The following is a 25,794-nucleotide window of genomic DNA, read 5'->3' on the forward strand; positions in this document are numbered from 1 at the left end:
AGGGCTCTATCACCTGAAAGCTGTCATAAAACCGGCGCTTTCTTGACAGCTTTGAGCTTTATCACCGAAAACCTGTCACAAAACCGGCGCTTTCTTGACAGCTTTGAGCTCTATCATCTGAAACCTGTCATAAAACCTGCGCTTTCTTGACAGCTTAGGGCTCTAACACCTGAAACTTGTCATAAAAATAGTGGCTTTTTTTTTCAATGGCTCGGATATAGCAAAATGTTGTTTTTTTAATCAACTGCCGAGTCTAACTGTGCCTTATCAATAGAAAAACATCAAGAGAAGCGTTGATCATGGAGGATTCACGCTTCTTTTTGTTGAAATAAACGAAGACGACTAGTACAGGAGCAACGAGAATGAAGAGATATATGCTGAAAAAGAATTTCAAGGGTTTTAAGAAAGGAACACAATTTTATATGATTGTTGAGTCCGAATTCATCGGTGTCAAAGAGTATGTGCTGCGAACAAAGGACTTGTCGACCAGGATAGCCATCAGCGAGAGCGAGCTGCGCGGGAATTTTATTCTATTGAATTAGGGGAGAACGGGCATGTACTTGTTTTTATCCATCCTACTGAGCATGGTTCTTGGCTATTTTTTATTCGTCATGGGACCGATTATTGGCGGGATTGTTGCATTTGGAGTGATTGCAGGCAGTTTATTCCGGGGGATTTATTTGCTGAATGATATTCGTAAAAGGCTGGCGGTCCATTCGCCTGAGTCGAAGGCAGTTCAAGAGCAGGTGGTTAAAGTCGTTCCAGAGCATTTGAAAAGTCCGGGTGCGTATAAAAAGTATCTGGAAGGCAAAGAGAGGGAATTATAGTGCCATTCTCTGCAATAGTCGTTTTTGCGATTGTCTGGGGAGGCTTGATGGTCTATTTCCTGACTCCTTTTAACGGTAAAATGGAAAGCAGCGCAGATGCTCCGTTTTTCGAAGCATTGAAGGTGAGTTTCAAGAGGTTGATTTTTCACAAAAAAGCTATTCTTGCCTTCTTCTTGTTGATGTTTACTTTATTAGTGATTTGGTCATATTTTATATCAGCTGAAGAGTATGACCTGCTCCACGGCATGAATAGGGATTCAGGAGATCCTGTCTTATATATGAGCGGTGTGGTCTTGTATGTTGCATTTTTGTATCTCTTTTTAGCCGTAAGGTGGGCTATGAAATCTTCGAAGTGATTGGAGAGAGTGGTTGTGAAGGAAACGATTTTACAGTCCCTGGCAAAAATAGAGGAAGATTTCGATGTGAAAATCCTATATGCAGTCGAATCCGGAAGCAGAGCCTGGGGGTTTCCGTCGAAGGACAGCGATTATGATGTCCGGTTCATCTATGTACATAAAAAAGAAGATTATCTGAGTATCGACCAGATGGGAATCGGCAAAAAAAGAGATGTGATCGATTTGCCGATTAATGATTTGCTTGATATAACCGGCTGGGAATTGACCAAGGCTTTAAAGTTATTCAGAAAATCGAATCCGCCGCTGATGGAATGGCTGAGTTCTGGAATCGTATATTATCAGGCTTTCTCTACCATTGATAAGATGAAGGAGCTCAGCAAACTTGTTTTCGCTCCAAACTCCTGTCTGCATCATTATTTGAATATGGCGAGTAATAATTTCAAGAAGTGCTTGCCGGAAGGACCAGTCAAGATAAAAAACTATATCAATGTGCTAAGACCGGTCCTGGCTGCCCAATGGATCGAGAAATACAATGAGGTTCCGCCGCTAGAATTTCCGAGGTTATTGGAGGACCTGCTGCCGGAAGGTGAATTGAAGGACGCAATTCATACCTTATTAAAACGGAAAATCAGCGGGGATGAACTGGACTACGGACTGAAGATTGACGTTATCAACCATTTCCTGAACGGGGAAATCGAGCGCCTGAAAGAATATACCACAACGCTGAATGTGGAGTTGACGGATTTTACACCGCAGCTTGACCAGCTGTTCAGGAGCACGTTAGAGGAAGTTTGGCATGAGAGAATATGACAAGGGGGAACATCAATATGGCAAAGGAAAATAAAGAGCTGACAAGGGAACAGCAGCAAGAACTACTGGGAACTTTGATAGCCCGTTTTGAGAAAAATATGAGCAGACATGAAGGACTTGATTGGGCTGACGTGGTAGCTAAGCTCGAAAGCAACCCTGATAAATTATGGTCGCTCAATGAAATGGAGGCTACCGGGGGAGAGCCGGATGTGGTTGGATTCGATCAAACTACGGGAGAATATATTTTTTATGATTGTGCAGCCGAAAGCCCTAAAGGCCGCAGAAGTGTTTGTTACGACCGTGAAGCATTGGAATCAAGGAAAAAGCACAAGCCAGAAAACAGTGTGATGGACATGGCGAATGCGATGGGCATTGAGCTTTTAACGGAGGAACAATACCGGGAGCTGCAGACACTAGGAAAGTTCGACTTGAAGACGTCGAGCTGGGTGCAAACACCTGACAATATCCGAAAGCTTGGCGGAGCACTATTTTGTGATCGCCGCTATGACACTGTTTTTGTCTACCACAATGGTGCCGATTCCTATTATGCTGCAAGAGGGTTTAGGGGCTTGCTAAGGGTATAGTAGTTTTAGCTGGAAAAGAAAACAGTGAAGTTTACTGGTAAAAGAAATGCCGTTCCGGGAATATGTCTCCGGAACGGCTTTCTCTATTATTTATCAGTATCTGCAACTTTTACGATCGCTTTTCCGAGATTCGCTCCTTTGAACAGATCCAAAAATGCGTCAATTGTATTCTCAAAACCTTCTGTAACCGTTTCTTCATATTTCAATTTTCCTTCTAGAAGCCAGCTCGCCAATTCTTTGGCACCTTCGCCAAAGCGTGATGAATAGTTTCCGACTGTGAACCCTTGCATCAATGAACTTGTCTTGATTAAGTAACCTTGAACTCGAGGCCCTACATCTGGCTCTGACTGGTTATACGCCGAGATCGCTCCGCAGACAGGAATTCTTGCGAAGTTGTTCAAGAGAGGGAAGATCGCATCGGAAATCTCTCCGCCGACGTTCTCAAAATAGACATCGATTCCATCAGGACATGCCTCTTTCAGGGCGCTGCCTACATCCTGTGTATTGTAGTTGATGGCTGCATCAAATCCAAGGTCTTCCAGAAGATAACGGACCTTCTCATCGGAGCCAGCAATGCCAACGACTCTTGCCTCTTTGATTTTTGCAATCTGACCCACGATGGAACCGACAGCTCCAGCAGCACCGGAAACAACGACTGTTTCTCCTGCTTTCGGCTTGCCGATGTCCAATAAACCAAAGTATGCTGTAAGGCCAGTCATGCCTAAAACACTTAAGTATGCCGAAACTGGTGCCAGGTTCGGGTCAATTTTACGGACTGTATTTTCTTTTGCGATGGAAAATTCCTGCCAGTTTAATGAGCCGATAACGAAATCGCCCACTTCAAAAAGATCTGACTGGGATTCAACCACTTTTCCGATCACGCCACTTGAGATAGGCTCGTTCAATTTGAACGGCGGGATATAGGATTTGGTGTCATTCATGCGTCCGCGTAAATAAGGATCGACCGAAATATAAATGGTCTGTAAAAGTATTTCTCCTTTACCTGGTTTTTCTATAGGTCCTTCTACAAATTCAAAATGCTCATGTGTAGGGACTCCAGTTGGTCTCTTTTTTAGCTGTATTTGCTTTTGAATCGTAATCACCCTTCCTATTGTTCTCTACCTTAATATACAGGGAGAGAATGGTGTATTCAAATTCACCGATTTGTTATGGTGACGTAACTGATAGGAGGGAAAAATACATATAGTAGAGAGCAAATCAATTCAAAGTAGGATACTAGCATTTTCTGTCACTGGTTTTCATTCTATGTTTTACCTATCCTCCTCCCGGGAAGATGAAACTATTAATTGAAATCGCTAGGAGGAATCGGAAATGGTTAAAACGATTTTTATCACAGGAGCTGGCAGCGGGCTTGGCCGTGGGGCTTCACTTGGACTTGCGAAAAAAGGACACAGGGTGATTGCGACGACTGAGCTGACTTCCCAGAAGACGGATCTGATGCGGGAGGCAGAGGAGCAGGGGCTTGATATGGAAGTGTTCAAGCTGGATATTACCAATGAGCGGGATCGTGAGCAAATCAAGGAGTATGATTTTGATGTGTTTGTTGCGAATGCGGCGATCAATGAAGGCGGACCGCTGGCTGAGGTGCCGATGGACCGGATCCGGGCGCTTTTTGAGGTGAACGTTTTCTCAACGCTGGAAACTGTGCAAATGGCAGCTAAGAAGCTAGTCGAGAAAGGAAGCGGAAAAATCATTTTCATGAGCTCGATGGCAGGAATTTCGGCCACTCCTTATGTCGGACCGTATACGGCGACGAAGCATGCGATCGAGGGAATCGCCCAAACGATGAAGTCGGAGTTGGAAAAGCACAATGTACAAGTAGCGACGATTAACCCTGGAGCATTCGAAACAGGTTTCAACAAGCGAGCGGCTGAGGAAAAGTGGAAGTGGTACGATGAGGAGAAGAATTTTACCAGGAAAGAGGATATGAAGAAGCAAGAGGAAGGACTGAAGGACCAATTTGATCCTGAGGATATGATTGCGAAAATGGTAGAAATCATCCCTGCAGATCACCATAAATTCCGGAATGTTTATCCTGAGGAGACGGAAAAGCAGCTGAAAAAAACGCAGGAAGAAAGATGGACGATGGAAATTTAATTTAGAGAAGTGAAGCCTGGCATTTGTTGAGTGCCAGGCTTCTTCGTGTGGGGCTTCCATCAAATTCAACGTGTAGAGGATGTTTGTTGTGGTATAGCTTAATAGACGAAATAACCGCAAGGAGGCGAAAGTATGGCAAAAAAATCAAATGAGCGAATAAAGAGACAGGATGTCGATGAAATGCAAACCTGGGATTTAGGTGCTCTTTTTAAAACAAAAAGTGATTGGGAGAAGGAGCTGAAGGCGGTCAAGGATGACTTGCCGGAAGTCACTAAATATAAGGGGAAGCTTGGCGATAGTGCAGGTGAGCTGCTGGAATGCCTTGAGGCCAAGGAGAAGCTGTTGGAACGTTTCAACCTTGTGTCAATGTACGCCAATCTGCGGCAATCGGTGGACCATACCGATCCGGAAAGACAGAAGGATGGTGCTAAGGCAAGTGATGCTCAGTCAACTGTCAATTCGGAGCTGGCATTTATAGAGACGGAAATCATCAAGCTTCCGGAGGGTAAGTTAGACCAATTTTTAAAAGAGGAGCCCGGATTGGATCCTTATAAGAAGTATCTGAATGATTTACAGGATCGCAAGCCTCATGCACTCGGAGAGGAAACAGAGGAAACACTTGCAGCTCTTGGGTCACTGTTTAGTTCCCCATATAATATCTACAATCGCGGGAAATTGTCTGATATGCAGTTTGAACCTTTTATCGATGATGAGGGAAATGAGATTCCATTATCATTTGCATTGTACGCGGGGAAATATGCCTCTTCACCGACAGCAACCGTGCGCCACAATTCATATGAATCTTTTAATAAAGCCTTGAATCAGTATAAGCATACATTCGCAGCAACCTACGCGACCCAGGTGAATCAGGAGGTGGCGATGGCGAAGTTAAGGAACTATGATTCTGTCACCGACATGCTGCTGCATGATCAGCAGGTCACCCGGGAGATGTATGATAACCAGTTGGACATCATCCAGGAAGAGCTTGCTCCGCATATGAGGCGTTATGCTAAACTGAAAAAACGCGTCTTAGGGCTTGATAAGATGACGAATGCTGATCTAAAAGCGCCGCTGGATCCTGATTATAAAATAGAGACCAGCTATGATGAGGCCGCTGAAACGGTTCAGGAAGCGCTCGAAATCATGGGGCAGGAGTACAGCGAAATGATCCAGACGGCTTTATCGGAGAGATGGGTGGACTATGCTGATAATGTAGGCAAGAGTACGGGTGCTTTTTGCTCGAGTCCCTACGGTGCACATCCATATGTCCTGATGACATGGCCGGATACGATGCGCGGTGCCTTCACGCTTGCCCATGAATTGGGGCATGCAGGACATTTTTACCTGGCAGGAAAGAATCAAAGGATGGTCAATACCCGGCCATCTAGATATTTTATCGAAGCGCCTTCGACGATGAATGAAATGCTGCTCGGAAACCACTTGTTATCGAATACGGAGGACAAGCGGAAAAGACGCTGGATCATCCTACAGCTATTGGGGACGTATTATCATAATTTTGTTACCCATTTGCTTGAGGGAGAGCTTCAGCGTAAGGTTTACGATCTGGCTGAAGAAGGTGAACCGCTGACTGCCGACCTATTGTCCAAGTTAAAGCTGGAAGTCCTTGAAAACTTCTGGGGAGACTCAGTCGAGCTGGATGAAGGTGCCGGATTGACCTGGATGCACCAGCCGCACTACTATATGGGCTTGTATCCATATACTTATTCAGCCGGGTTAACGGTCTCAACTCTAGTTTCAAAACGAATTCTTGAGGAAGGCGAGCCGGCAGTGGAAAAATGGCTAGACGTATTGAGAGCTGGCGGGACGATGAAGCCACTGGAATTGATCAAAAAGGCTGGAGTCGATATGTCCAAGCCTGAGCCGATCCGCGAGGCAGTCTCGTATGTTGGTGAACTGATCACGGAGCTGGAGGAAAGTTTTGAAGAGTAATTTTATATAATAAAAGGCCGGATCCTAATTTAGGATTCGGCCACAGATTACATATCAATCAGTCGAAATAAAAGCATCGATCCCCTTGCTCTCGATCTCCCGGACTCGAGCTTCGGCATTTTCTCGTTTTGTAAAAGCACCAGCTTGTACACGGTACCAGGTCTCGCCGGAAATCTCCGATGTGGCAATGAAGTTTTCGAATCCTTTTGATTCCAGGTCTGCCGCTCGTTTCTCGGCATTCGCTCTTTGTTTGAAGGAGCCTGCAATCACTTTATAAAGTGTTCCAGGATTAGATGATCCCCCGCCTGGTGGCGTATTTTTTTCTGAAAGGTTGAACGCTTTTGCAATGCCGTTTGCATGCCCCTGGGCAACATTGGTTCTCCAGGATTCCTGTTTTATAAGGGCTGCGTTTTGATCATTGTCGATAAAGCCATTTTCAGAGAGCATGGCATCCATCGTGGATTCTCGCAGTACGTGGAAATCTGCTTTTTTCTTTCCTCGGTCACCGAGTTGATTCAGCTTCATCACTTCCGTGTGGATGATGTCCCGGTATCTTGCGGTTGCTGAATTATCCGAAAGCCCGATATAGATATAATCTTCATATCCACTGGCAGAACCGTTGAAGGAATTGATGTGGATTGATAGGTAAAAGTCAGCGCCCCAAGCGTTGGCCTCATCTGTCCGCTGCTGCAGACTTTTTGTCACATCACTTGTCCTGCTCATCCTGACATCGATATTTTCATAGTTGTTTTCCAGAATGGAACGAATTTTAAGTGCAATATCGAGAGTGAAATCTTTTTCCTGAAGACCATTTCCCTGTGCTCCAGGATCCGAGCCGCCATGGCCTGGATCTAAATAAAGTTTCATATAACCTCCTCCTTTTAGTTGGTCTTTATATAATATGTAGGAGAAAAGTATTGGTAAGGGTGCATGTCTCGGCTGGGAAAAGTTAACTTCATTTTTGACGGAACATTTCTTGTTTTGGACCGTAAAAGAAATAAGACTTTTTATTTGAGGTGGTAGGATGGAAACGAAAATGCAGACATCGCAAAATGTTGAAATAGAGGGGACCCCGGAAGCAGATTTCAAAAAGATCTTGAATATCATCGGTGTATTCATCTTTGCCGGACTGGCTCTGACCAGTGTCACAAACCCCATGCCAGCAAAATATCTCAAGGAATATTTGCTGTTCATCGGAGGAAGTGCCTTGATTTATTACTTTTTGCTGAACATCTATTTCATCGGGGAAACATGGAGAAAAGTGTTTTATGGATCCCTGGCCGTGCTTGGGATCAGCAGCCTGTTGATGGCAATTTACTTGTTTATTTATTCAACACATTAAGGGTATTAGAGGTTTTTTCCTTAATATGGATGAAAGTGCAATTAATCGTATTTAGTGTGCAATTCCGGCTGTTGAGCGTGCAATTCCAGCTGTCGAGGATGCAATTATCATAAAAGAGTGTGCAATTAATTTGTTTAACCGTGCAATTAATCTAAAAGAACGTGCAAATAATCCATTTAATCGTGAATTTAGCCTAAAAGAACGTGCAAGTAAGATCCAACCGTACATTTATTTAAATAAATCGAGCAAATCATCAACTTATCATGCAATTTATATTCAAGAGAAAATCCCTGATCCAAGGGATTTTTTTTTTGCAAAATTGTGCTCGTTTAATTGCTGAATAACTTATTCTGAATATTCATAATATATTTACTTCAATAAATTTTGAAAGCGTTACCATTACCTTGATGTTAGTCATGACGCGGTTTTTAGCTGTTCACATAATCATGTAACATCCTTGAAACAATTCTGGATGTTTGTTAGGTTAAATAACCGTAAGCCCCATGAGGGCAGGAAAAACTTGGACGACATAATTAACATAAGAATTTTTTCTGTGTGGTACGGCTGGTTAGCTTTTATACCATTTATATTTGAGAATTCAATTTCATTCTTCAACATTAGCCGATATGTAAACCACTATGTTAATTATTTCGTTTAGGGAAAACGAAAAGGAGAGATTTGGTGTCTTTTGAAGTATTTGTTTCTTTAGCAATTTATTTTATCGCAATGATCCTGATTGGATTGTATGCATACCGCAAAACGTCTGATCTATCAGACTATATGCTTGGCGGACGTGGTCTTGGACCGTCTGTAACGGCGCTTTCAGCTGGTGCGTCCGACATGAGTGGATGGATGCTGATGGGTTTGCCTGGCGCAATGTATACATCAGGTATTTCCAGTGCTTGGATCGCAATTGGTTTATCGATTGGTGCCTATTTGAACTACCTCATCTTAGCTCCAAGACTTCGAACGTATACGGAGCTGGCAAATGATTCAATCACAATCCCCGATTTCCTTGAAAACCGCTTTTCAGATAGGACGAAAATCCTGCGTTCTGTATCTGCAGTCGTTATCATCATTTTCTTTACGCTGTATACTTCAGCGGGTCTAGTTTCAGGCGGTACTTTGTTTGAGTCGGCATTCGGGCTTGATTATCGTATGGGCTTGTTCGTGACAGCTGGTGTAGTTATTGTTTATACTCTGTTCGGTGGTTTCCTTGCTGTTAGTTTGACTGACTTTGTTCAAGGTGTCATCATGTTCCTTGCTCTTGTCTTGGTGCCTGTTGTTGCTTTTACAGAGCTTGGCGGTCCTGGAAACGTAATGGACACAGTTGGTTCAATCGATCCTACTTTGATGGATCTTTTCAAAGGTACGACATTCCTTGGTATTGTTTCTCTATTGGCATGGGGTCTTGGTTACTTTGGCCAGCCTCATATCATCGTGCGCTTTATGGCGATCAAATCAGTGGATGAGCTGAAGCCTGCGCGCAGAATCGCGATGACTTGGATGATCGTTTCCATCATTGGTGCTTTGGCTGTTGGTCTTGTCGGAATCGCTTATGTACAAGTGAACAATGTAACGCTTGAAAATCCTGAAACAGTATTCATCATGTTTGCGAACATCCTGTTCAATCCTTATATCACTGGATTCTTGCTAGCTGCGATTTTGGCTGCGATCATGAGTACCATTTCTTCACAGCTGCTCGTTACTTCAAGTGCATTGACGGAGGACTTTTACAAAGCGTTCTTCCGCCGCGAAGCAAGTGACAAAGAATTGGTATTTGTCGGCCGTGCAGCCGTATTGCTTGTCGCATTAGTAGGTATTGCACTTTCTTATACTCCTAATGATACAATCCTTTCATTGGTCGGTAATGCATGGGCTGGATTCGGTGCCGCATTTGGACCAGTCATGCTGCTGAGCCTGTACTGGAAGCAGATGAACCGTTGGGGTGCGCTAGCCGGTATCGTCGTCGGTGCATTGACCGTCATCATCTGGATCAGTATCGATGGATTGTCAGCATTCTTGTATGAAATGGTCCCTGGATTCTTCTTAAGCTTGATTGCCGTCATTGTGGTAAGTAAAATCACAACTGGACCAGGCAAAGCGGTAAAAGAAGAGTTTAAAGAAATGGAAAACATTATGTCTGAGTAAAAATAGAAGAAATGGGCTGCCAGTATATATTGCTGGCAGCCCTTTATTTGAATTTTTCCGGCTTTTTTACAAAGCTTTCAATGATGTATCCACAGTCCGTGCAAATAATGTGGAGAATCTCAGAGCCGAGGCTCATCACCTTGTTTTCGGGATACATAACTGCATATCCAGCCTGCCTACCTTTACCGATTTCCGTACTACCGCATTTAGGACATTCTTTTGCATAGTTCATAGTAATCATCCCTTTCAAAAATGCTTATAGTGAATCTACGTATGGGTGTGCGGGAAGTTTCAAGAACTTGATTATGTGGTGATTTTGGAAAGAGATGAAAAAGGAAGCTTTAGAGGTTCTATAAGCTCAAAAAGGGGCGGTTACTCAGTAAAAGGTCACATAGGGAGATTCTATACGCCTAAAACGAGGCTGGAAGCTGAAAAAGGTCATATAGGAAGATTCTATAAGCCCAAAATGATGCGGGAAGCCGAAAAAGGTCACATAGGGAGATTCTATAAGCCCAAAACGAAGCTGGAACCTGGAAAAGGTCACATAGAAAAATTCTAAGCCCAAATATGGTGACTATCCTACGAAAGGTCATATAGAACACATCAATATGCTGAAAGAGGAGTAAGTTTGTAAAAGGCGATAGCGAAATCTTTTGTTTTTTTATTGCCGAAAGATCAAAAAGAAGAAATGTAGTAAATGCACAGAATCCTATCAAATCAGTCATTATAATTTGTGGATAAATCATAAATGTTGGAGAATACTACCTTTTGTAAAATACAGAGGTTAAACATGCCTCTATTGGAAAAAGGAGTGATTCTCATGTTGAAGAAGTTTGCGGTTGTGCTTTTTGCAGTGTTGATGGTCATGTCAGCAGCGAATCCTGGTTTTGCTGCGGACAACTCGGGGAACAAAAAGGATATTGTCCATACGGCAGTAGCTGCAGGTAATTTTAAAATTCTAGCAGCTGCCCTCGAGAAAGCAGGTCTTGTTGAAACGTTGAAAGGGGAAGGGCCGTTCACCGTTTTCGCTCCGACAGATGAAGCGTTCAATAAGCTTTTGAAGGATTTAGGGATTACAGCAGATCAGTTACTAGCAAGAAAGGATCTTAAGGATATCTTGCTGTACCATGTGCTTCCTGGCAAAGTCATGTCCGGTGACTTGAAAGAAGGCATGCAGGCACAGACACTTGCGAAGAAAAATGTAACCATCTCACTTGACCCTGTTCAGGTAAATGATGCAAATGTCGTAACTCCAGATGTTGAAGCGTCGAACGGTGTCATCCATGTTATTGATAAAGTATTACTGCCAAAATAATTGTGCATGACTGGATCCGGTGAGGATTCAGTCTTTTTCATGTTCAAAAAGTTCACCTCCATAGACATACATTTGTAAAAACGGTATAATTAATTCGGTTTTCGAAATATGTTGTACAACTTAGAAGGTGAATATATGCAGAAAGAAAAATTATGGACGAAGGATTTCATTTCGGTTTCACTTGTGAATTTCGTGATGATGCTTTCTATGTATCTATTGATTGTGACGATGGCTTCCTATGCGACCGATGCTTATGATGCGTCAACGAGCATGGCCGGCCTGGCCTCTAGTATTTTCATTATCGGCGTTCTTTTTGCCAGATTGTATGGGGGCAAAGAGGTTGCGAGAATCGGCAGTAAAAGGATGCTGATTGGCGGGATTTTGTTTTTCGTTGTGATTACTGCTCTTTATCTCATTCCCTCCAATATTTATGTCCTGCTGGTTGTCCGTTTTCTCCACGGTATCGGCATTGGGTTTGCGTCCACCGCTACGGGAACGATAGTGGCACAGGTGGTTCCGGCCAGCAGGAAAGGCGAAGGAATCAGCTATTTCAGCTTGAGCGTGATTTTATCGACAGCGATCGGCCCACTGATCGGTCTGCCGATGATCAGCCAATATGGCTACGAAAGCATGTTCATTTTCTCGCTCATAGTCGGTATGCTTTGTTTGCCGATAGCCCTGATTGTAAAAGAACCTGTTGTGGATAGTAGTGCAGCAGATGCCTGCAGCAGGGGATTCAATTTGGCGAAATACCTTGAACCCAATGCTTTGCCAGTGTCGATCGTTATGTTCGTCATTGCGCTTGCATACTCTGGGACCCTTTCGTTCATCGCGTCATTCGCGAAGGAAGCGGATCTGACAGAGGCGGGGAGCATGTACTTCTTTGTTTACGCAATGGCCGTCTTGTTTTCACGTCCTTTCACAGGGAAGCTGATGGACGCAAAAGGAGCGAATTTCGTTGCTTATCCAGCCATGATGGCTTTTGCGTTAGGGATGTTTACCTTGAGCCAGGCGAATTCAGGTGCTGTCTTCCTTCTGGCTGCCGCGCTCATCGGGTTAGGGTACGGAAACTTTCAATCTGTCGCCCAGACGGTCGCCATCAAAATGACGCCGCCGCATCGCATGGGGCTTGCCACCTCGACCTTTTTCATCATGATGGATATCGGAATAGGTGTCGGCCCATTCCTGCTTGGATACATGGTGCCGGACTACGGTTATCGCGGATTATATCTGGCAATGGTGCCGCTGATCATCGCTGGAGTCTTTATCTACTATACTCTTCATGGAAAAAAAGAAAAAAGGCTCACGCAGAGTGCGTAAAACAAAAACCTCGCCGGGAAATTGGCGAGGTTTTTGTTTATGGTTAAAAGGACGGGGCATAGCCGCATTTTTCAGGTCATGCGCGATTATGTGTCTCCATAAGGTTGATGGATGTCGCATTTTTCAAAACACACGCAAAAAAGTGTCTCCATTTTTACTTCACCAAAAAAATAAACTGCAAACAAGCTCATGTTCAATGAGTTTGTCCACAGTCTGAGTGGCGCAGGATCTAGGTGGGGTTTCTGTTTACAAAGTTGGTGCGTAGTTTATATTTTGTTCAGCATCAGTTTTCTCTGCTAGTTCTTCCATTTCCATATGTGTTTGCGGGAAACCGTTGGCCTGCCATTCTGCGCGCATGGCGGAATCAAGCTGGGTGAGACCTCTTTCTGCTGGGTCTATGCCCGCATCGACACTCTCCATTTGGTCGATTTTCTCGCTGTTTCTCATGTCTATATCCTCAAGAAAACGAATCGCGTCCCGTTGGCTCTTGCGATAAGCAGCTGTCAGCAATACGGCACCGCCAGCTGAAAGCAAAGAAGCCAGTACAAAGCTTTTGGTTGATTTCTTCATTTTCGTTTCCCTCCATTCGAAAATAACTCCTCTTGAAATCCTATATTCCCGTTTTATATGACTATTAAGAGTCCAGTTATTTACATTTTTGTTTCAGAAGGAAAGCTGGAATATGGAGCTATTTATTTTTCCATCATCTTCTGATCGAGGTGTTCGAGGATCATTCCCCAGGCCGAATCATGGCGGCTCTGGGATTTTTCGTGAGGAAATCCTTTGTGAGTCAGGCTTAGGTAAGTGCCATTCTCCCTTGGTTCAAGTTCGATGGTCACCACGGTTTCGGCACCTTCCGTTCCTCCAGCACCTGTTATCCAGGTGAATTCGATCAGTCGGCCTGGGATCAACCGAAGAAATCTGCCATAATGCGGATGGCGCTGCTCAACAGAATCTTCTTCTGTTTTAAAGACTGTTTCGAAAAAAAATACAGAATTGACTTCAGCCTTCATGATCAGCGTTCCAGGGGCGGCAAACCATTCGTCAAACTTCTCTGTCCATGCCTCAAAAAGAACATCAGGTGAAGAGGACATTCTGCGCTCTACCGTGAAGCCAAACGGTCTGGCTGAAAGATTGGGAACTGTGATTGGTTCCATTTTCATGTCTCCTTATGTAGTGGAATATCTTTCTTTTAAAAATACAACAGATTGATTGATTAGTGCTTTTAAAACTTCTACATCAATATCAGCTACTTTGTTTATGTACACACATGCTTTTCCAGAGGTATGCTTGCCGAACTCCTTTAGCAATGCCTCTCTATCTGTGTCACCGGTGGCAAAATACAAACTGATTTTCGCTTTCCGAGGCGAGAAACCCACAAGAGGCGCGTCACCTTCGTGACCAGAATCATACTTGTAATGGTAGGATCCAAACCCGATGATACTAGGCCCCCACATTTTTGCCTGGTAACCTGTCGTTTCTGTGAAGATATCTAATAACCTGTAAGCATCCTCACGCTTTTTGGGACTGTCGACGTTTTCAATGAATTCGATGACACTATTGTCATTTTCCTTTGTTTTTAGATCGTACATGCCTCAAAAGGTCTCCTTTCTTTTATCTATGTTGGTCAACTAGAATCTGATTGCCGTCAGGATCTTCAATCGTAAAATGAGCCGGACCTTCTCCGAATTCCTCTGCCTCAGTCAAAAACTTAATCCCTTTTCCTTTCAGCTGCTTTTGCAGTTCGCGAACGTCCGTGAAGCTTTCCAGATTTTCGGCATTCTCATTCCAGCCGGGATTAAAGGTAAGGATATTCTTTTCAAACATCCCCTGGAACAAACCAATAATGCAATTTTCATTCTTAAGAATCAGCCAGTTTTGACTGATGTCTCCTCCAAAGGCTTGAAATCCAAGGTTTTCGTAAAACGTTTTTGAAGCTGCAATGTCTTTAACAGTCAAGCTTACAGAAAATGCACCGAGTTTCATATCCACTACCGTCCTTTTATTGTATCGAATCTTCTGAAATCTTTCTTGATTCTAGTATAGACAAGCATTTTGGAATTTACAATCAGCCTTCATTAAATCCAAAAATCACCTCTGTCATAATTCGTTCATAGCTTTTCAACAGAATTGTGACTAATGTCACAACGCAGTCTCTTTTTGAGCCGAATTTGATATCTTAATAGTGTAATAATAATAAATAATTAATTGGAGTGAGGAACATGTTTGCTAAATGGTTAAGAGAAAACAATGTTGCTGCTGGTCTATTGGCTGTTATTAGAATATGGCTTGGATATAACTGGATGACTGCTGGGTGGGGTAAATTGACTGGAGGGTTCGACGCATCTGGATACTTGAAAAACGCGGTAGCAAATCCTGTTAAAGGTCCAGATGGCAGCATGGTGTACGGCTGGTACGTGAACTTCCTTGAAAGCTTCGCACTACCGAACGTTGATTTGTTCAACACAATCGTTCCGCTAGGTGAATTCTTGGTTGGTCTTGGTTTGATCCTTGGAACTCTGACAACTGCTGCGATGTTCTTCGGCCTGGTGATGAACTTCAGCTTCTTCTTGGCTGGAACAGTATCTCACAACCCAACTGACATCTTCTTCGGCTTCATCATTCTGTTCGCAGGCTATAACGCTGGTAAATACGGTTTAGATCGCTGGGTTGTACCTTACATCCGCAAAACAGTATTCAGACGCGGTGAAGAAGTGAAACGAAACGCTGCATAACTTGATTTAAATCCCCCTTTTATATAATTTGGCTGCCGGAAAATCCGGCAGCCTTTTTTATACATAGTTCCTCCAGAACTGACTGAGTAATTATAAAAAAGCATAGGAATCCGATCCTATGCTTTCAAGTGTTATCTTCCGAAGAAGCCGTCCATTGCATTACGGAAGTCTTCGAACATGCCATCCCTGTTTCTGTCGGTGCGGATGTCGTCGGCGAATGTTCCCATTCTGTCGTATGCGTTACGGTCAACCGACACGTATACATTGTCGATTCTGTTATTCGCCTGGCGTACTCTTTGTTCAATCTGCTGTTCCAGCTGCCCATCATTGCCGTTCATGACATTACCAGCTGCGTTTCCATTCATGTCTGTATTGCCAATTCCATTCATGTTGCCCATGCCGTTATTATTATCATTGTCAAAAATATTGTTGCCATTAGTGTTGCCAGCATTTTGACGATCTCCATTTCCTGCATCACCTTTGCCGTCAATGATTCCATCGTTTCCATCACGGCTATCATCCTGGTCTACTCGTCCATTCTCGGCAAAATTCCTGCCGTTTCCATCCATGGCATCATTGATTTCTGCATTACCGTCGCTCTCCAGGTTATTGTCCGCAAGTCTGACAGCTACGTATGCATTGTTTTCTGAGATGATGACGCGTGCGTCGTCTACTTCTGGCATCTGTTCAACCTGGCGCTCTGCACGATCTGCCAGCTGAAGCTTGTTGTTTTCGGTAGCTGGTCCGCGTCTGACCTGCGAGATTTCGACCTGCTGATCACGGTTATTGTCAGCTGCGTTGTTATTGGCACCGCATCCGGCAAGCCCCATTGTAAAAACAGCACATCCTGCTAAAATGAATGATTTTTTCACGCTATTCACTCCTTGTTATTGTAGTTATTCGTCCTTATGATGGCTTGAATTTGGCGCAGTATGCAGGGAGGATATATTTTTTTAGCGAACCTAATAAGGAGTAGATTATTGGTTGACATAATTTGTTCAAAACATTTCAACAGAATTGTGAATACATTCACAAAAAGCCCTATTATCGAGATATATTTGATATCTTATAAGTGTACTAATACTAATTAACTTATTGGAGTGAGGAACATGATTGCAAAATGGCTAAGGGAAAACAATGTTGCTGCTGGTATACTGACTGTCATTAGGGTTTGGCTAGGATACAACTGGATGACTGCAGGTTGGGGTAAATTGACTGGCCCTGGATTTGATGCTTCTGGATTTTTGAAAAACGCCGTGGCGAACCCGGTTAAAGGCCCAGACGGAAACGCGGTTTATGGATGGTACGTGAACTTCCTTGAAAGTTTCGCAATCCCGAATGTAGACATTTTCAACTTTATCGTACCACTAGGGGAATTCCTTGTTGGTCTTGGTTTGCTTCTTGGAACTCTGACAACTGCTGCGATGTTCTTCGGTCTGGTGATGAACTTCAGTTTCTTCCTTGCCGGAACAGTATCTCATAACCCAACTGACATCTTCTTCGGATTCATCATCCTTGCCGCTGGATTCAACGCAGGTAAATACGGTTTAGACCGCTGGGTTGTTCCATTCATCCGCAAAACAGTTTTCAAGCGGGAAGAAGACATAACACGCAACGCTGCTTAACTTGATTTAACTCCCCCTTTAAAATATATTGGCTGCCGGGAATTCCCGGCAGCCTTTTTTATAGGTCATTGTTATTTCTGAGAATTTTGTATTTCCTTATCTTGTACAGTAGACCTTGCCTTGTGATGCCAAGTGCTTCGGCAGCACGTGCCTGGTTTCCGTTTTCGCTTGTCAAAGCGGTTTCGATCACTTCTTTTTCAACCTTTTCAAGATGTTCCGGTAAGGAAAAATCGTCAGTCAGTTCGATAGGAGCATCAGATGTTTCAGCCTCTTTTGCTGAAAAATGGTTCTGGATCTCCTCAGGAAAATCTTCGAGAATCAATTGTCCTGACCGGGAGAGGACGGTTGCCCTGGATAAGGCATTTTGCAATTCACGGATATTGCCTGGCCATGGATAGGAAGTGAGTTTTGTTAAAAGGTTTTTGGAAATTGAATAGCTGCCGCTATGTTCTTCTTCAAACTGTGCCAGAAATTGTTCGACGAGCAAGGGAATGTCTTCGATACGCTCCCGTAATGGAGGCAATTTGATGCCAATGATATTTAATCGGTAATACAAGTCTTCGCGAAACTCACCATTCTGGACCATCTCCCATAAATTTCGGTTGGTGGCCGCGATGATCCGAACGTCTGAAAAAACCTCCCTGGAAGTGCCGAGCGGTGTAAAGGTCTTGTCCTGGGTGAATTGCAGGAGCTTTGCCTGCACATCCAGTGAGATTTCGCCAATTTCATCCAGAAATAGAGTGCCTTTGTCGGCAGCAGCACATTTGCCTTCCTGGGACCTGACAGCACCGGTAAAAGCACCTTTCTCGTAGCCGAATAATTCGCTTTCCAACAGGTTCGAGGGGATGGCGGCGCAATTGACTTTTATGAATGGACCTAACCTCCGGGTGCTCTCGAGATGCACAGCGTGTGCCCCGCGAGATTTCCCGGTCCCGCTTTCTCCCTCTAGCAGTATGGTGATATCCTGCTTAGCGACTCTTTCGATTAACGAGTAGACCTCTTGCATTTTTGGGCTTTTGCCGATCATCCCATGAAGGTCATATTTTTGCTGGACAGCCTGCTTTAACTCTTTGTTTTCTTGTTTCAAATGCTTCATTTCAAATGCCCGTTTGATGACGACCTTTAGTTCATCAGCCTTGATTGGCTTTGTTAAGTAGTCATAAGCCCCCATTTTCATCGCTTTGACAGCATCCTCGATATCTCCGTAAGCAGTACAAGGAATGAAAACAGCATCAGGGAAAGCAGGCGCCCACTTTTCCAGCAGCTTTAGCCCAGTCGTGTCTGGCAGAAGGAAATCCAGTAAAACAAGGTCAATGTTCTCGCTTTCCATAAGCCTTTGAGCGATTTTGCCTGTTTCGGCTTCGATGACAGCATACCCTTCCTTCTGTAAGGTCAGCTTTGTCAGGCGGCGGAATTTTTCATTATCTTCAACTAACAAGATTGTTTTTTTCATAGTGATCGCCTTTCTCGTGCTTTTTCAATGAAATCAGGAAGGACGTTCCTTCACCCATTTCACTTTCTACTTCGATATGGCCGTTATGGGAAGAAATGATATCATGGGTAATCCATAACCCCAGTCCAGTACCTTCTTGTTTGGTAGAAAAGAAGGGATTGAAGATACGTTTGATCTTCTGCTGGGGAATTCCAATTCCGTCATCTTTGATCTGTATTTCAATAGTATCACTATTCGGCTTTTCCATGGAAACAGTGATTTGGCCATGATGGGAAACCGCCTCAATACTATTGATAAAAAGATTGATGAGAGCCTGAATCATTTGGTTTTTGTCCCCTTTAACAAAGTAATCCTCACCATCAGCCTCAAGAGTGGCGTGAATCTGCTTTTTCCTGAACTGATGGGATAAAAGCTGAAGGGTTTCGGAAGCTACTGTTTTCATGTTAAAAACAGATTCGTCCTTTTTGTTTTCCCTGCTGAATTGAAGGAACCTCCTAACGAGATGGTCCAGGCGCTGTATTTCATCCTGAATATCCGATGCCGCTTCGGATATGATTTGAACGGAAGCAGCTTCACTCTCGCTGGAAGCTGTCATTTCCTCTATTTCGCTTGCGATTAGATCACTTGCAAGTTGGACAGTTCCGAGTGGATTCTTTACCTCGTGGGCCAGCCCGGCAGTCATCTGGCCGATTGCAACCAGTTGTTCTGAACGTTGAATATGAGTTTCCAGCTGCCGGACCTTTGTAACATCCCAAAAGGTGATCAGTACCCCGATGACTTGATCATTTTCATCTAATAATGGGGAACTGGATTGCTTGATGATTTTCTTTCCGCCTTTACTTTCAAAAATAAAGTCCTCTTCAAGCCCGTCAAATTTCCTTGATACATGCTTGCACTGCTCAAAATGATTTCGAAAAGACAGCGGCAGGACAGAGACCGACTTTCCAACGACTTTTTCTTTTTGGATATTCAATAAATCACCGGCAGTTGTATTCATTGAACTGATGAAGCCTTCAGGATTGATCGCAAAGACGCCGAAAGGGAAGGATTCCAGAATTAACTGCAATTGGCGCTCATGTGACACTAAGCTTTCAGCCATGTACTTCATGGTACTGGACAAGGTTTGGATCTCATCCTCTTTTTCCAGTACAGGAACAAACCAGTCTCCGCCTTTTGCATAGCTTGCTGCCTGCTGGGTGAGGGCTTTGATCGGCTTGATGATCCAGCGGATACTGAAAATGAGCAAGGTGAGTGCCGCTAAAAATATCAGGATGAAGCCCTTCCATAAAATATCCTTCAAAGAATCAATGACAGCATTTGCTTCTGTAAGCGGAGTGGAGGTAGCTGTATAAAATGGCAAACGATCGACAGGATTATAGGCTACGAGGGAGTCTTCACCCCATAGTTCGCCCCTGTAGACCCCAGTCCGGTCCAGGAAAGCCTCCCGTGCAAATGGATACTCACCAAGCAGACTTCCTGACTTGCTGAAATCGTTTGTATCAAACAATACCTTTCCTTCATTGTTAAAAAGAAAACTGTGGCCGTGATCACCAATGACATTTTGCTTGAAGTACTTCTGTAAATATACAAGGCTTACATAAGCGATCAGCCCTCCATCAACTTCTGCTTCATCATCAGACTGGAATGGAACGATAAACAAAAGTGTTGGCTCTCCGTTCATTTTTGCGATTGAGTCAGCGACAAAAGAGCTGCGGCGCCATTTCAGCTCAGCATACAAGCTGGCTTCAGCAGAGTTCAATTTGGAATCACTTTCGATAAAAGGAGCTTTATAGACGATTCTTTCCTTCTCATCATTGACAATCTGGATTCTTTTAAAGAAAGGATCATTTACGACGAGGTTGGTCAATACGCCTTCCAACTTACCCGTCTCTCCAGCCTGATTTTCAACGATATTCTCCAGCAGCTGGATTTTCAGGTTGAATAGGTCACTTGTCTTGTCGGACATGACCCTTGTCACCTGGATCGCCTGATTCTCAGTCTGATTTTTTATGATATCTCTTGAAGAAGTGGCAGCGAGAATGAATATGATCAGGAGAGGAATAAAAATGATGATGGTAGTAAGATATAAAAACCTTTTGGTTAATCGTGATGGATAAAGTCTTTTCATTCGATTTCACCTTTCTGACAGCATGCCTTCATAGTAAAAAATGAGGCGGGGAAGCTTATAATCTATTACCTTTATACCATATTATTTCATTGCTATGGGAGGTCTCCAGGACAAAGGAAGAAGTTAGTATTTTCGAGAACCATTTTTAGTATTGAGTATAATGTGATAGGAGCATAAAGATGTAAAAACCAGAAAGTGGTCTAGCTCATGAAGGTTTTAAAAAGGAGGAAACCATTGCTGATTTCCTCCCCAAAAACATATTACTCTTCAATTAAGCCGTTTTCTGTCAGCCATGTTCTGGCAACTTCTGTTTCACTTTTTTCTTCAATATCGACTTGATAGTTTAGGTCCGTCATTGTTTCTGTGTTGATTTTTTCAGCTAAAGGCTTGAGAAGTTCTTCTAATTCAGGATACTTTTCAAGCGTTTTTTCATGAATGGTGATTCCCGCATTGTAGGCAGGGAAGAAGTTTTTGTCATCTACAAGGTTTACGAGATTGAAAGCTTTGATGCGGCTGTCGGTTGAGAAGCCTGTAGCCACATCAACTTGTCCGTCTCTTAGGGCCTGATAAAATAGGCCAACGTCCATTTTTTTAATGTTGGAAGAACCAAACTTGAATCCATAAGCTTTTTCCACACCCTTGATTCCATCAGGACGTGTCGCGAACTCAGCGTCGGCACCTAAAGACAATTTGTTGCCGTCATTCAAGTAGGCTGCTAGATCGCTGATTGATTCAATACCGAGTTCTTTTGCTTTTTCTTCTCTCATCATCAATGTGTACGTATTGTTTAATGGTGACTGATCAAGCCAAACAAGGCCGTTTTCTTTGTCTACTTCCTTTACTTTTTCATAAGCTTCCACTGAATCGGAAAGAGGATCAAGCTTGTTGTAGTTTACGAGACTGGTTCCTGTATATTCCCAGTAAAGGTCTACCTGCTTATTCTCCAATGCCTGTCGGACAACCTGGCTTGCCATATTGTTTTTCTCCTCAACCTCGAAGCCATTTTCCTTTAAATAGATGGCCAGGATTTTCGAAAGGACGAATTGTTCCGTGAAGTTTTTTGCACCGACGACAACCTTTTTGTCTGAAGCAGAAGCGGATGTGTCATCTTCACTGCTGCAAGCGGAGAGCAGTGAAACCATTAAAGCGATTAATACGGTAAATGATAAAATCTTTTTCATTTTTATTTTCCCCCTAAAAAATTTGTTCTGACTTAATCTGAAACTGTCACTGTTTGTCTTAACCCTTTAGAAATAACGAGTTTTTCAATGAACCTGATTAATTGATCTGCCAATAGAGCGAGCAAAGTAACCGGGATTGCCCCAGATAGGAGATAAGAGTTATCTCTCATCATGATTCCCGTGAAAATCCAGTCACCTAATCCGCCGCCGCCAACCAGATAGGCTAAAGCAGCTGTTCCGATATTGATGACCACTGCTGTCCGGATGCCTGCCATAATAGGGTAGGCAGCGTTAGGCAGCTCAATTTTCAATAGAATTTGGGCAGGTGTATAGCCGATTCCTTTCGCTGCATCCAGCAGGTCAGGATCAATCGATTTGATTCCAGCTACAGTATTCCGTAAAATCGGCAGCAAGGAATAAAGAAACAGAGCAAAGACTGCCGGTTTAAAACCGATCCCCATCCAGGTCATCGCCAATGCCAGTATCGCAAGACTTGGAATCGTCTGCCCAAGATTGGCAGTATTCATAAATAGCCATTGGAGCTTTTGGAATTTAGGTCTCGTAACCAGTATTCCCATCGGAATCGCAAGCAGTATTGCCAGCAGTGAGGACAGGAGCACCATGTTGATATGCTGCTTCAATAGAAAGATAAATCCTTCCGCGTCGTCCATGATCAGCTGATAATAACCTGACTTGAACGACCAGGCGAAAAAGCTCCCGACAAGGGTGAAGAGGATCAGCTTGATGACAAAAGATACAAAACGTTTATTCTTCATGCTTTTTCTCCCCCCGTTACTTAATATGCTGATGCAAATACGCCTCTACATCATCAATTTGCATCGCACCAACAAGCTTATTGTTTGCCTGGACGACAAGCTGATCAGCTTCCTGGTTGAGCAGGATAGATAAGGCATCCCTTAGATTCGTTTCAACTGAAACCGTCTTTTTGTTGGCTTTCTCCGGTCCGTCCACCTTTCGCAGCATCCGTTCAGAAATCAAATCCTTCACGGTATGAAGGCTTAAACTCTTCAATGCGCGGTCCTTGCCGACGAATTCACGGACAAACTCATTCTTTGGATGGGCAAGCAGTTCGCTTGGAGAATCATATTGCATCAGTTTTCCTTCTTTGAAAATCGCGATTCCGTCTCCCATTTTGATGGCTTCATCAATATCATGGCTGACAAAAAGAATCGTCTTTTTTACTTCCTTCTGAATTTGCAAAAATTCATTTTGAATTCGTGTGCGGATGACGGGATCCAGTGCCCCGAACGGCTCATCCATCAACATGACAGGAGGGTCTGCAGCCATCGCCCGGGCGATACCGATCCTTTGCTGTTGTCCTCCTGAAAGTTCATGCGGGTAACGCTTCCGGTATTCATCTGGATTCAGGCCGACCAGATCCATTAAGTATTTATACCTGTCTGTTTTCTTTTTTCGGTCCCAGCCTAATAAATTTGGGACAGCCATCACATTATCTTCAATCGTCATATTAGGGAACAGGCCGTTATGCTGGATGACATAGCCGATATTCCGTCTCAGCTCGATGTCATTCAAGGAATTCACATCTGTTTCATTGACGAAAATTTTGCCATCGGTAATCGATTCTAGCCTGTTTACCATTCTTAGTGTTGTCGTCTTTCCGCAGCCAGATGGCCCCAGGAAAACGACGATATTGCCCTCAGGTACATCAAAGCTTACATTATCAACAGCTTTCACTTTATCTCCGTACACTTTGGTGACTTGATCAAACTTAATCATACTTTCACCCCATCTTCTTTCTATTTATTTTTGAAAACCTTTTGGAGTCATACGCTTTTGGAGAATCCCCAATAGTCCGTCTGTCACAATCGCCAGGATAGAAATGGCTATGGCTCCTGCCAGTACCATGGTTGTGTTCGATCTTGAAATCCCCTGGTTAATCAATACACCAAGACCACCAGCTCCGATAAACGCTGCAATTGCGCCGATTCCGATATTCATGACAACGGCCTGCCTGACTCCTGCCATGATGATAGGAAGGGCATTTGGAATTTCAACTCGCAGAAGACGCTGCGTTGTACTCATTCCCAGCCCGATGGCGGCATCACGAATATTGGGATCGACATTATTGATGGCTACATATGTATTACGGATGATCGGCAGCTGCGAATATAAAATTAGCGCGATTACTGCTGGAACAAAGCCAATTCCCTGATTGATAATCGACAGAATTGGAATCATGATTCCAAAAAGCGCGATACTCGGAATCGTCATGATGATATTCGCCACCTGGAGAACGGTCTCAGCCAGTTCTTCGTTCGTTGTAAGATAAATCCCAAGGGGAAGCCCGATTGCTATGGCAATCAATATGGACAAACCTACAAGCTGCAAATGCTCGGCACTATACGTCCAAATCGAAGCCTGGTTTTCTATTATGTAGTTCAATAAATCACTCATTTTTCTGCACCTCCTTCTAAATAACTAGTACAAATTTAATAGTTGCAAGAAGCGTGCCAATTTTTGAAGAAAACGCAAAAAAGCGCCTGACCCCATATTTTACTAAGGGCCAAGCGCTTTGATTATGTATTTCGGCATTTAATAGATTTTTTTACAAGAGCAAAGAATTTTTACAGGGTTGTCAAAATTTTTTTACAAAAAGGAGGATCATCTTCAATTCTATCTAACTACCCGAAGTAAAAAGGGGATAAACCTGAGTTTATGAAATAGTATGAAGAAAAAGGAGTGAAAGGGTGTTTCATAGAATAAAATATACGATGAATAAGAGAAGTAAGGGATATGGAGAGTGCTAAGGGTGAAAAAAATACATAAACCATGGATTAAACTGAAGGGAAATATCGATGCGGGAGATTATGAAACAATTAATAAGCTTGAGGAGCTCTGCATTCAACATGACCAGACTGCATTGAAGCTGGAGCTTGATTACAAGCTCGGGGTCAGCATTGACAGCAGCAAAGGTGTTCAGGATATAAATGAGTTCATGTACTATGACGGCGATGTGCTGATTGGCTATATGGGGATTTCGAGTTTCGGCGGTCCGTGGGAAGTGAACGGTATGGTGGATCCTGCTTACCGGCGCCAGGGTGTTTTTAGGAAATTGTTCGAGCTTGTAATGGCAGAATGGAAGCGCAGAGGTTCTGGCAGCATGCTGCTGTTGAGTGACCGTAACTCAGAATCAGGGCAGAAATTCATTGCTACAGTTGGTGCTCAGTACAAGCATTCGGAGTATGAGATGTTTTTGAAAAAAGAGAATCCTGCCGCTACTTCAGATAAGTTGGCAGGCATTGCTTTCAGGAAAGCGACGAATGCAGATGCGAAAGAAATCGCCCGGCAGAATGCGATTTATTTTAACGATGAAGAGGATGCCAGTTCCGATGGCATGATTTTGCCAGAGGAAGAGGAAGCCAGTGCGGAAGACATGATTTTGCCAGAGGAAGAGGAAATCAGATCGGAGGACATGGTTTTATCTGAGGAAAAGGAAATCAGATCGGATTGCATGGTTTTGCCAAAGGAAGAGGAAGTCAGTACGGATGACATGATTCTGCCAGAGGAAGAAGAAAAGCGCGGGATGACTTCTTATCTTGTTGAAAAAGAAGGGCAAATCATCGGGAAAGTGAATCTGCAGCTGACATCGAAGCTCGGTGCCATCTTTGGTCTCGGCGTGCTGCCGGAGCACCGCCGTAAAGGATATGGGAGGGCGCTTCTTTTGCTGGCCATCGAAAAGCTGAAGGAAGCCGAAGCACAGGAGATCATGCTGCAGGTTGCGGCGGAAAACTCGAATGCGCTTAACCTTTATAAGTCATGCGGTTTTGAAGAGACATCTACGATGGATTATTTTGAGCTGAAGTAAACGATATCCACCTCGTAAAGAATGAGGTGGATATTTTTGGATTATTTTGAAA

At 43.6% G+C, this 25,794-nt stretch carries 29 protein-coding genes; 15 read left to right on the forward strand and 14 right to left on the reverse strand.

Annotated features, from left to right (window positions below; all coding sequences use genetic code 11):
- Positions 1-362 precede the first annotated feature (362 nt).
- Genes LGO15_RS02220 through LGO15_RS02240 form a run of 5 tightly spaced genes read left to right on the forward strand, consistent with a single transcriptional unit; the run spans position 363 to position 2,577 of the window.
- On the forward strand, positions 363-542 hold the full coding sequence (locus LGO15_RS02220) for a hypothetical protein (RefSeq protein ID WP_226086511.1): 180 nt from the start codon (positions 363-365) through the stop codon (positions 540-542).
- A gap of 12 nt (positions 543-554) precedes the next feature.
- Complete coding sequence (locus LGO15_RS02225; protein ID WP_226086512.1) at positions 555-827, forward strand: hypothetical protein; 273 nt, start codon at positions 555-557, stop codon at positions 825-827.
- Entirely contained in the window at positions 827-1,183 is a 357-nt protein-coding gene (locus LGO15_RS02230; RefSeq protein WP_226086513.1) for a hypothetical protein, read from the forward strand. Before LGO15_RS02225 ends, LGO15_RS02230 begins: the two co-directional genes overlap by 1 nt.
- A gap of 15 nt (positions 1,184-1,198) precedes the next feature.
- A complete protein-coding gene (locus LGO15_RS02235; protein ID WP_226086514.1) occupies positions 1,199-1,993 on the forward strand; it encodes a nucleotidyltransferase domain-containing protein in 795 nt (264 codons plus the stop codon).
- Positions 1,994-2,010: 17 nt separating this feature from the next.
- Entirely contained in the window at positions 2,011-2,577 is a 567-nt protein-coding gene (locus LGO15_RS02240; protein WP_167832319.1) for a DUF4256 domain-containing protein, read from the forward strand.
- An 86-nt stretch (positions 2,578-2,663) separates the two neighbouring features.
- Here the strand turns inward: LGO15_RS02240 and LGO15_RS02245 are convergent, their stop codons facing one another.
- Positions 2,664-3,671: an NADP-dependent oxidoreductase gene (locus LGO15_RS02245; protein ID WP_413231389.1), complete on the reverse strand. Its 1,008-nt coding sequence runs from the start codon at positions 3,669-3,671 to the stop codon at positions 2,664-2,666.
- Positions 3,672-3,909: 238 nt separating this feature from the next.
- Between LGO15_RS02245 and LGO15_RS02250 the strand changes: the two genes are divergently transcribed.
- Both LGO15_RS02250 and pepF read left to right on the forward strand, forming a co-directional pair.
- The gene (locus LGO15_RS02250; RefSeq protein ID WP_226086516.1) at positions 3,910-4,695 is read left to right on the forward strand and encodes an SDR family oxidoreductase; all 786 of its coding nucleotides are present in this window, start codon (positions 3,910-3,912) and stop codon (positions 4,693-4,695) included.
- A gap of 132 nt (positions 4,696-4,827) precedes the next feature.
- Positions 4,828-6,645 carry an oligoendopeptidase F gene (gene pepF / locus LGO15_RS02255; RefSeq protein ID WP_226086517.1) on the forward strand — a complete coding sequence of 606 codons (1,818 nt, stop codon included), beginning with the start codon at positions 4,828-4,830 and terminating at the stop codon, positions 6,643-6,645.
- Positions 6,646-6,699: 54 nt separating this feature from the next.
- On the opposite strand, the gene LGO15_RS02260 is transcribed toward pepF, so the two are convergent.
- The gene (locus LGO15_RS02260; protein ID WP_226086518.1) at positions 6,700-7,512 is read right to left on the reverse strand and encodes an N-acetylmuramoyl-L-alanine amidase; all 813 of its coding nucleotides are present in this window, start codon (positions 7,510-7,512) and stop codon (positions 6,700-6,702) included.
- A gap of 157 nt (positions 7,513-7,669) precedes the next feature.
- Here LGO15_RS02260 and LGO15_RS02265 point away from each other — a divergent pair, with 157 nt between their 5' ends.
- Together LGO15_RS02265 and putP are read left to right on the forward strand one after the other, a co-directional pair.
- Complete coding sequence (locus tag LGO15_RS02265; protein WP_226086519.1) at positions 7,670-7,987, forward strand: hypothetical protein; 318 nt, start codon at positions 7,670-7,672, stop codon at positions 7,985-7,987.
- Between the two features lie 681 nt (positions 7,988-8,668).
- On the forward strand, positions 8,669-10,138 hold the full coding sequence (putP, locus tag LGO15_RS02270) for a sodium/proline symporter PutP (RefSeq protein ID WP_167832314.1): 1,470 nt from the start codon (positions 8,669-8,671) through the stop codon (positions 10,136-10,138).
- 43 nt (positions 10,139-10,181) lie between these two features.
- Here putP and LGO15_RS02275 read toward each other — a convergent pair whose 3' ends face one another.
- Entirely contained in the window at positions 10,182-10,370 is a 189-nt protein-coding gene (locus tag LGO15_RS02275; RefSeq protein ID WP_226086520.1) for a transcription initiation factor TFIIIB, read from the reverse strand.
- An 84-nt stretch (positions 10,371-10,454) separates the two neighbouring features.
- Between LGO15_RS02275 and LGO15_RS02280 the strand changes: the two genes are divergently transcribed.
- The 3 genes from LGO15_RS02280 to LGO15_RS02290 all read left to right on the forward strand — a co-directional run bounded on the left by LGO15_RS02280 (position 10,455) and on the right by LGO15_RS02290 (position 12,773).
- Positions 10,455-10,697: a hypothetical protein gene (locus LGO15_RS02280; RefSeq protein WP_226086521.1), complete on the forward strand. Its 243-nt coding sequence runs from the start codon at positions 10,455-10,457 to the stop codon at positions 10,695-10,697.
- A gap of 261 nt (positions 10,698-10,958) precedes the next feature.
- The gene (locus LGO15_RS02285; protein ID WP_226086522.1) at positions 10,959-11,453 is read left to right on the forward strand and encodes a fasciclin domain-containing protein; all 495 of its coding nucleotides are present in this window, start codon (positions 10,959-10,961) and stop codon (positions 11,451-11,453) included.
- A gap of 135 nt (positions 11,454-11,588) precedes the next feature.
- On the forward strand, positions 11,589-12,773 hold the full coding sequence (locus tag LGO15_RS02290; RefSeq protein WP_226086523.1) for an MFS transporter: 1,185 nt from the start codon (positions 11,589-11,591) through the stop codon (positions 12,771-12,773).
- A 246-nt stretch (positions 12,774-13,019) separates the two neighbouring features.
- On the opposite strand, the gene LGO15_RS02295 is transcribed toward LGO15_RS02290, so the two are convergent.
- From LGO15_RS02295 to LGO15_RS02310, 4 genes are all read right to left on the reverse strand, one after another.
- On the reverse strand, positions 13,020-13,343 hold the full coding sequence (locus tag LGO15_RS02295; RefSeq protein ID WP_226086524.1) for a hypothetical protein: 324 nt from the start codon (positions 13,341-13,343) through the stop codon (positions 13,020-13,022).
- A 122-nt stretch (positions 13,344-13,465) separates the two neighbouring features.
- Positions 13,466-13,930: an SRPBCC family protein gene (locus LGO15_RS02300; protein ID WP_226086525.1), complete on the reverse strand. Its 465-nt coding sequence runs from the start codon at positions 13,928-13,930 to the stop codon at positions 13,466-13,468.
- A gap of 12 nt (positions 13,931-13,942) precedes the next feature.
- Complete coding sequence (locus LGO15_RS02305; protein WP_226086526.1) at positions 13,943-14,365, reverse strand: DUF1801 domain-containing protein; 423 nt, start codon at positions 14,363-14,365, stop codon at positions 13,943-13,945.
- A gap of 22 nt (positions 14,366-14,387) precedes the next feature.
- Positions 14,388-14,759: a VOC family protein gene (locus tag LGO15_RS02310; RefSeq protein WP_226086527.1), complete on the reverse strand. Its 372-nt coding sequence runs from the start codon at positions 14,757-14,759 to the stop codon at positions 14,388-14,390.
- A gap of 236 nt (positions 14,760-14,995) precedes the next feature.
- On the opposite strand from LGO15_RS02310, the gene LGO15_RS02315 reads away from it, so the two are divergent.
- Entirely contained in the window at positions 14,996-15,508 is a 513-nt protein-coding gene (locus LGO15_RS02315) for a DoxX family protein (protein WP_167832306.1), read from the forward strand.
- Positions 15,509-15,639: 131 nt separating this feature from the next.
- Here LGO15_RS02315 and LGO15_RS02320 read toward each other — a convergent pair whose 3' ends face one another.
- Entirely contained in the window at positions 15,640-16,380 is a 741-nt protein-coding gene (locus tag LGO15_RS02320) for a YhcN/YlaJ family sporulation lipoprotein (RefSeq protein WP_226086528.1), read from the reverse strand.
- A 237-nt stretch (positions 16,381-16,617) separates the two neighbouring features.
- Between LGO15_RS02320 and LGO15_RS02325 the strand changes: the two genes are divergently transcribed.
- Positions 16,618-17,133 carry a DoxX family membrane protein gene (locus tag LGO15_RS02325; protein WP_167832304.1) on the forward strand — a complete coding sequence of 172 codons (516 nt, stop codon included), beginning with the start codon at positions 16,618-16,620 and terminating at the stop codon, positions 17,131-17,133.
- Between the two features lie 58 nt (positions 17,134-17,191).
- Here the strand turns inward: LGO15_RS02325 and LGO15_RS02330 are convergent, their stop codons facing one another.
- The 6 genes from LGO15_RS02330 to LGO15_RS02355 form a co-directional block, all read right to left on the reverse strand.
- Positions 17,192-18,586, reverse strand: a complete 1,395-nt coding sequence (locus tag LGO15_RS02330) for a sigma-54-dependent transcriptional regulator (RefSeq protein ID WP_226086529.1) — start codon at positions 18,584-18,586, stop codon at positions 17,192-17,194.
- Entirely contained in the window at positions 18,561-20,714 is a 2,154-nt protein-coding gene (locus LGO15_RS02335; protein ID WP_226086530.1) for an ATP-binding protein, read from the reverse strand. The genes LGO15_RS02330 and LGO15_RS02335 overlap by 26 nt, the downstream gene beginning before the upstream one ends.
- A 260-nt stretch (positions 20,715-20,974) precedes the next feature.
- A complete protein-coding gene (locus tag LGO15_RS02340; protein ID WP_167832300.1) occupies positions 20,975-21,895 on the reverse strand; it encodes an ABC transporter substrate-binding protein in 921 nt (306 codons plus the stop codon).
- Positions 21,896-21,927: 32 nt separating this feature from the next.
- Positions 21,928-22,671 carry an ABC transporter permease gene (locus tag LGO15_RS02345; protein ID WP_226086531.1) on the reverse strand — a complete coding sequence of 248 codons (744 nt, stop codon included), beginning with the start codon at positions 22,669-22,671 and terminating at the stop codon, positions 21,928-21,930.
- A 16-nt stretch (positions 22,672-22,687) separates the two neighbouring features.
- Complete coding sequence (locus tag LGO15_RS02350; RefSeq protein ID WP_226086532.1) at positions 22,688-23,653, reverse strand: ABC transporter ATP-binding protein; 966 nt, start codon at positions 23,651-23,653, stop codon at positions 22,688-22,690.
- A 24-nt stretch (positions 23,654-23,677) separates the two neighbouring features.
- Complete coding sequence (locus LGO15_RS02355) at positions 23,678-24,331, reverse strand: ABC transporter permease (protein WP_226086533.1); 654 nt, start codon at positions 24,329-24,331, stop codon at positions 23,678-23,680.
- A 355-nt stretch (positions 24,332-24,686) separates the two neighbouring features.
- Between LGO15_RS02355 and LGO15_RS02360 the strand changes: the two genes are divergently transcribed.
- Positions 24,687-25,742 (forward strand): GNAT family N-acetyltransferase, encoded by a 1,056-nt coding sequence (locus tag LGO15_RS02360; RefSeq protein ID WP_226086534.1) that lies wholly within the window; start codon positions 24,687-24,689, stop codon positions 25,740-25,742.
- Positions 25,743-25,794: the final 52 nt, after the last annotated feature.

It is taken from the genome of Mesobacillus sp. S13 (assembly GCF_020422885.1).
Classification (GTDB): domain Bacteria; phylum Bacillota; class Bacilli; order Bacillales; family Cytobacillaceae; genus Mesobacillus; species Mesobacillus selenatarsenatis_A.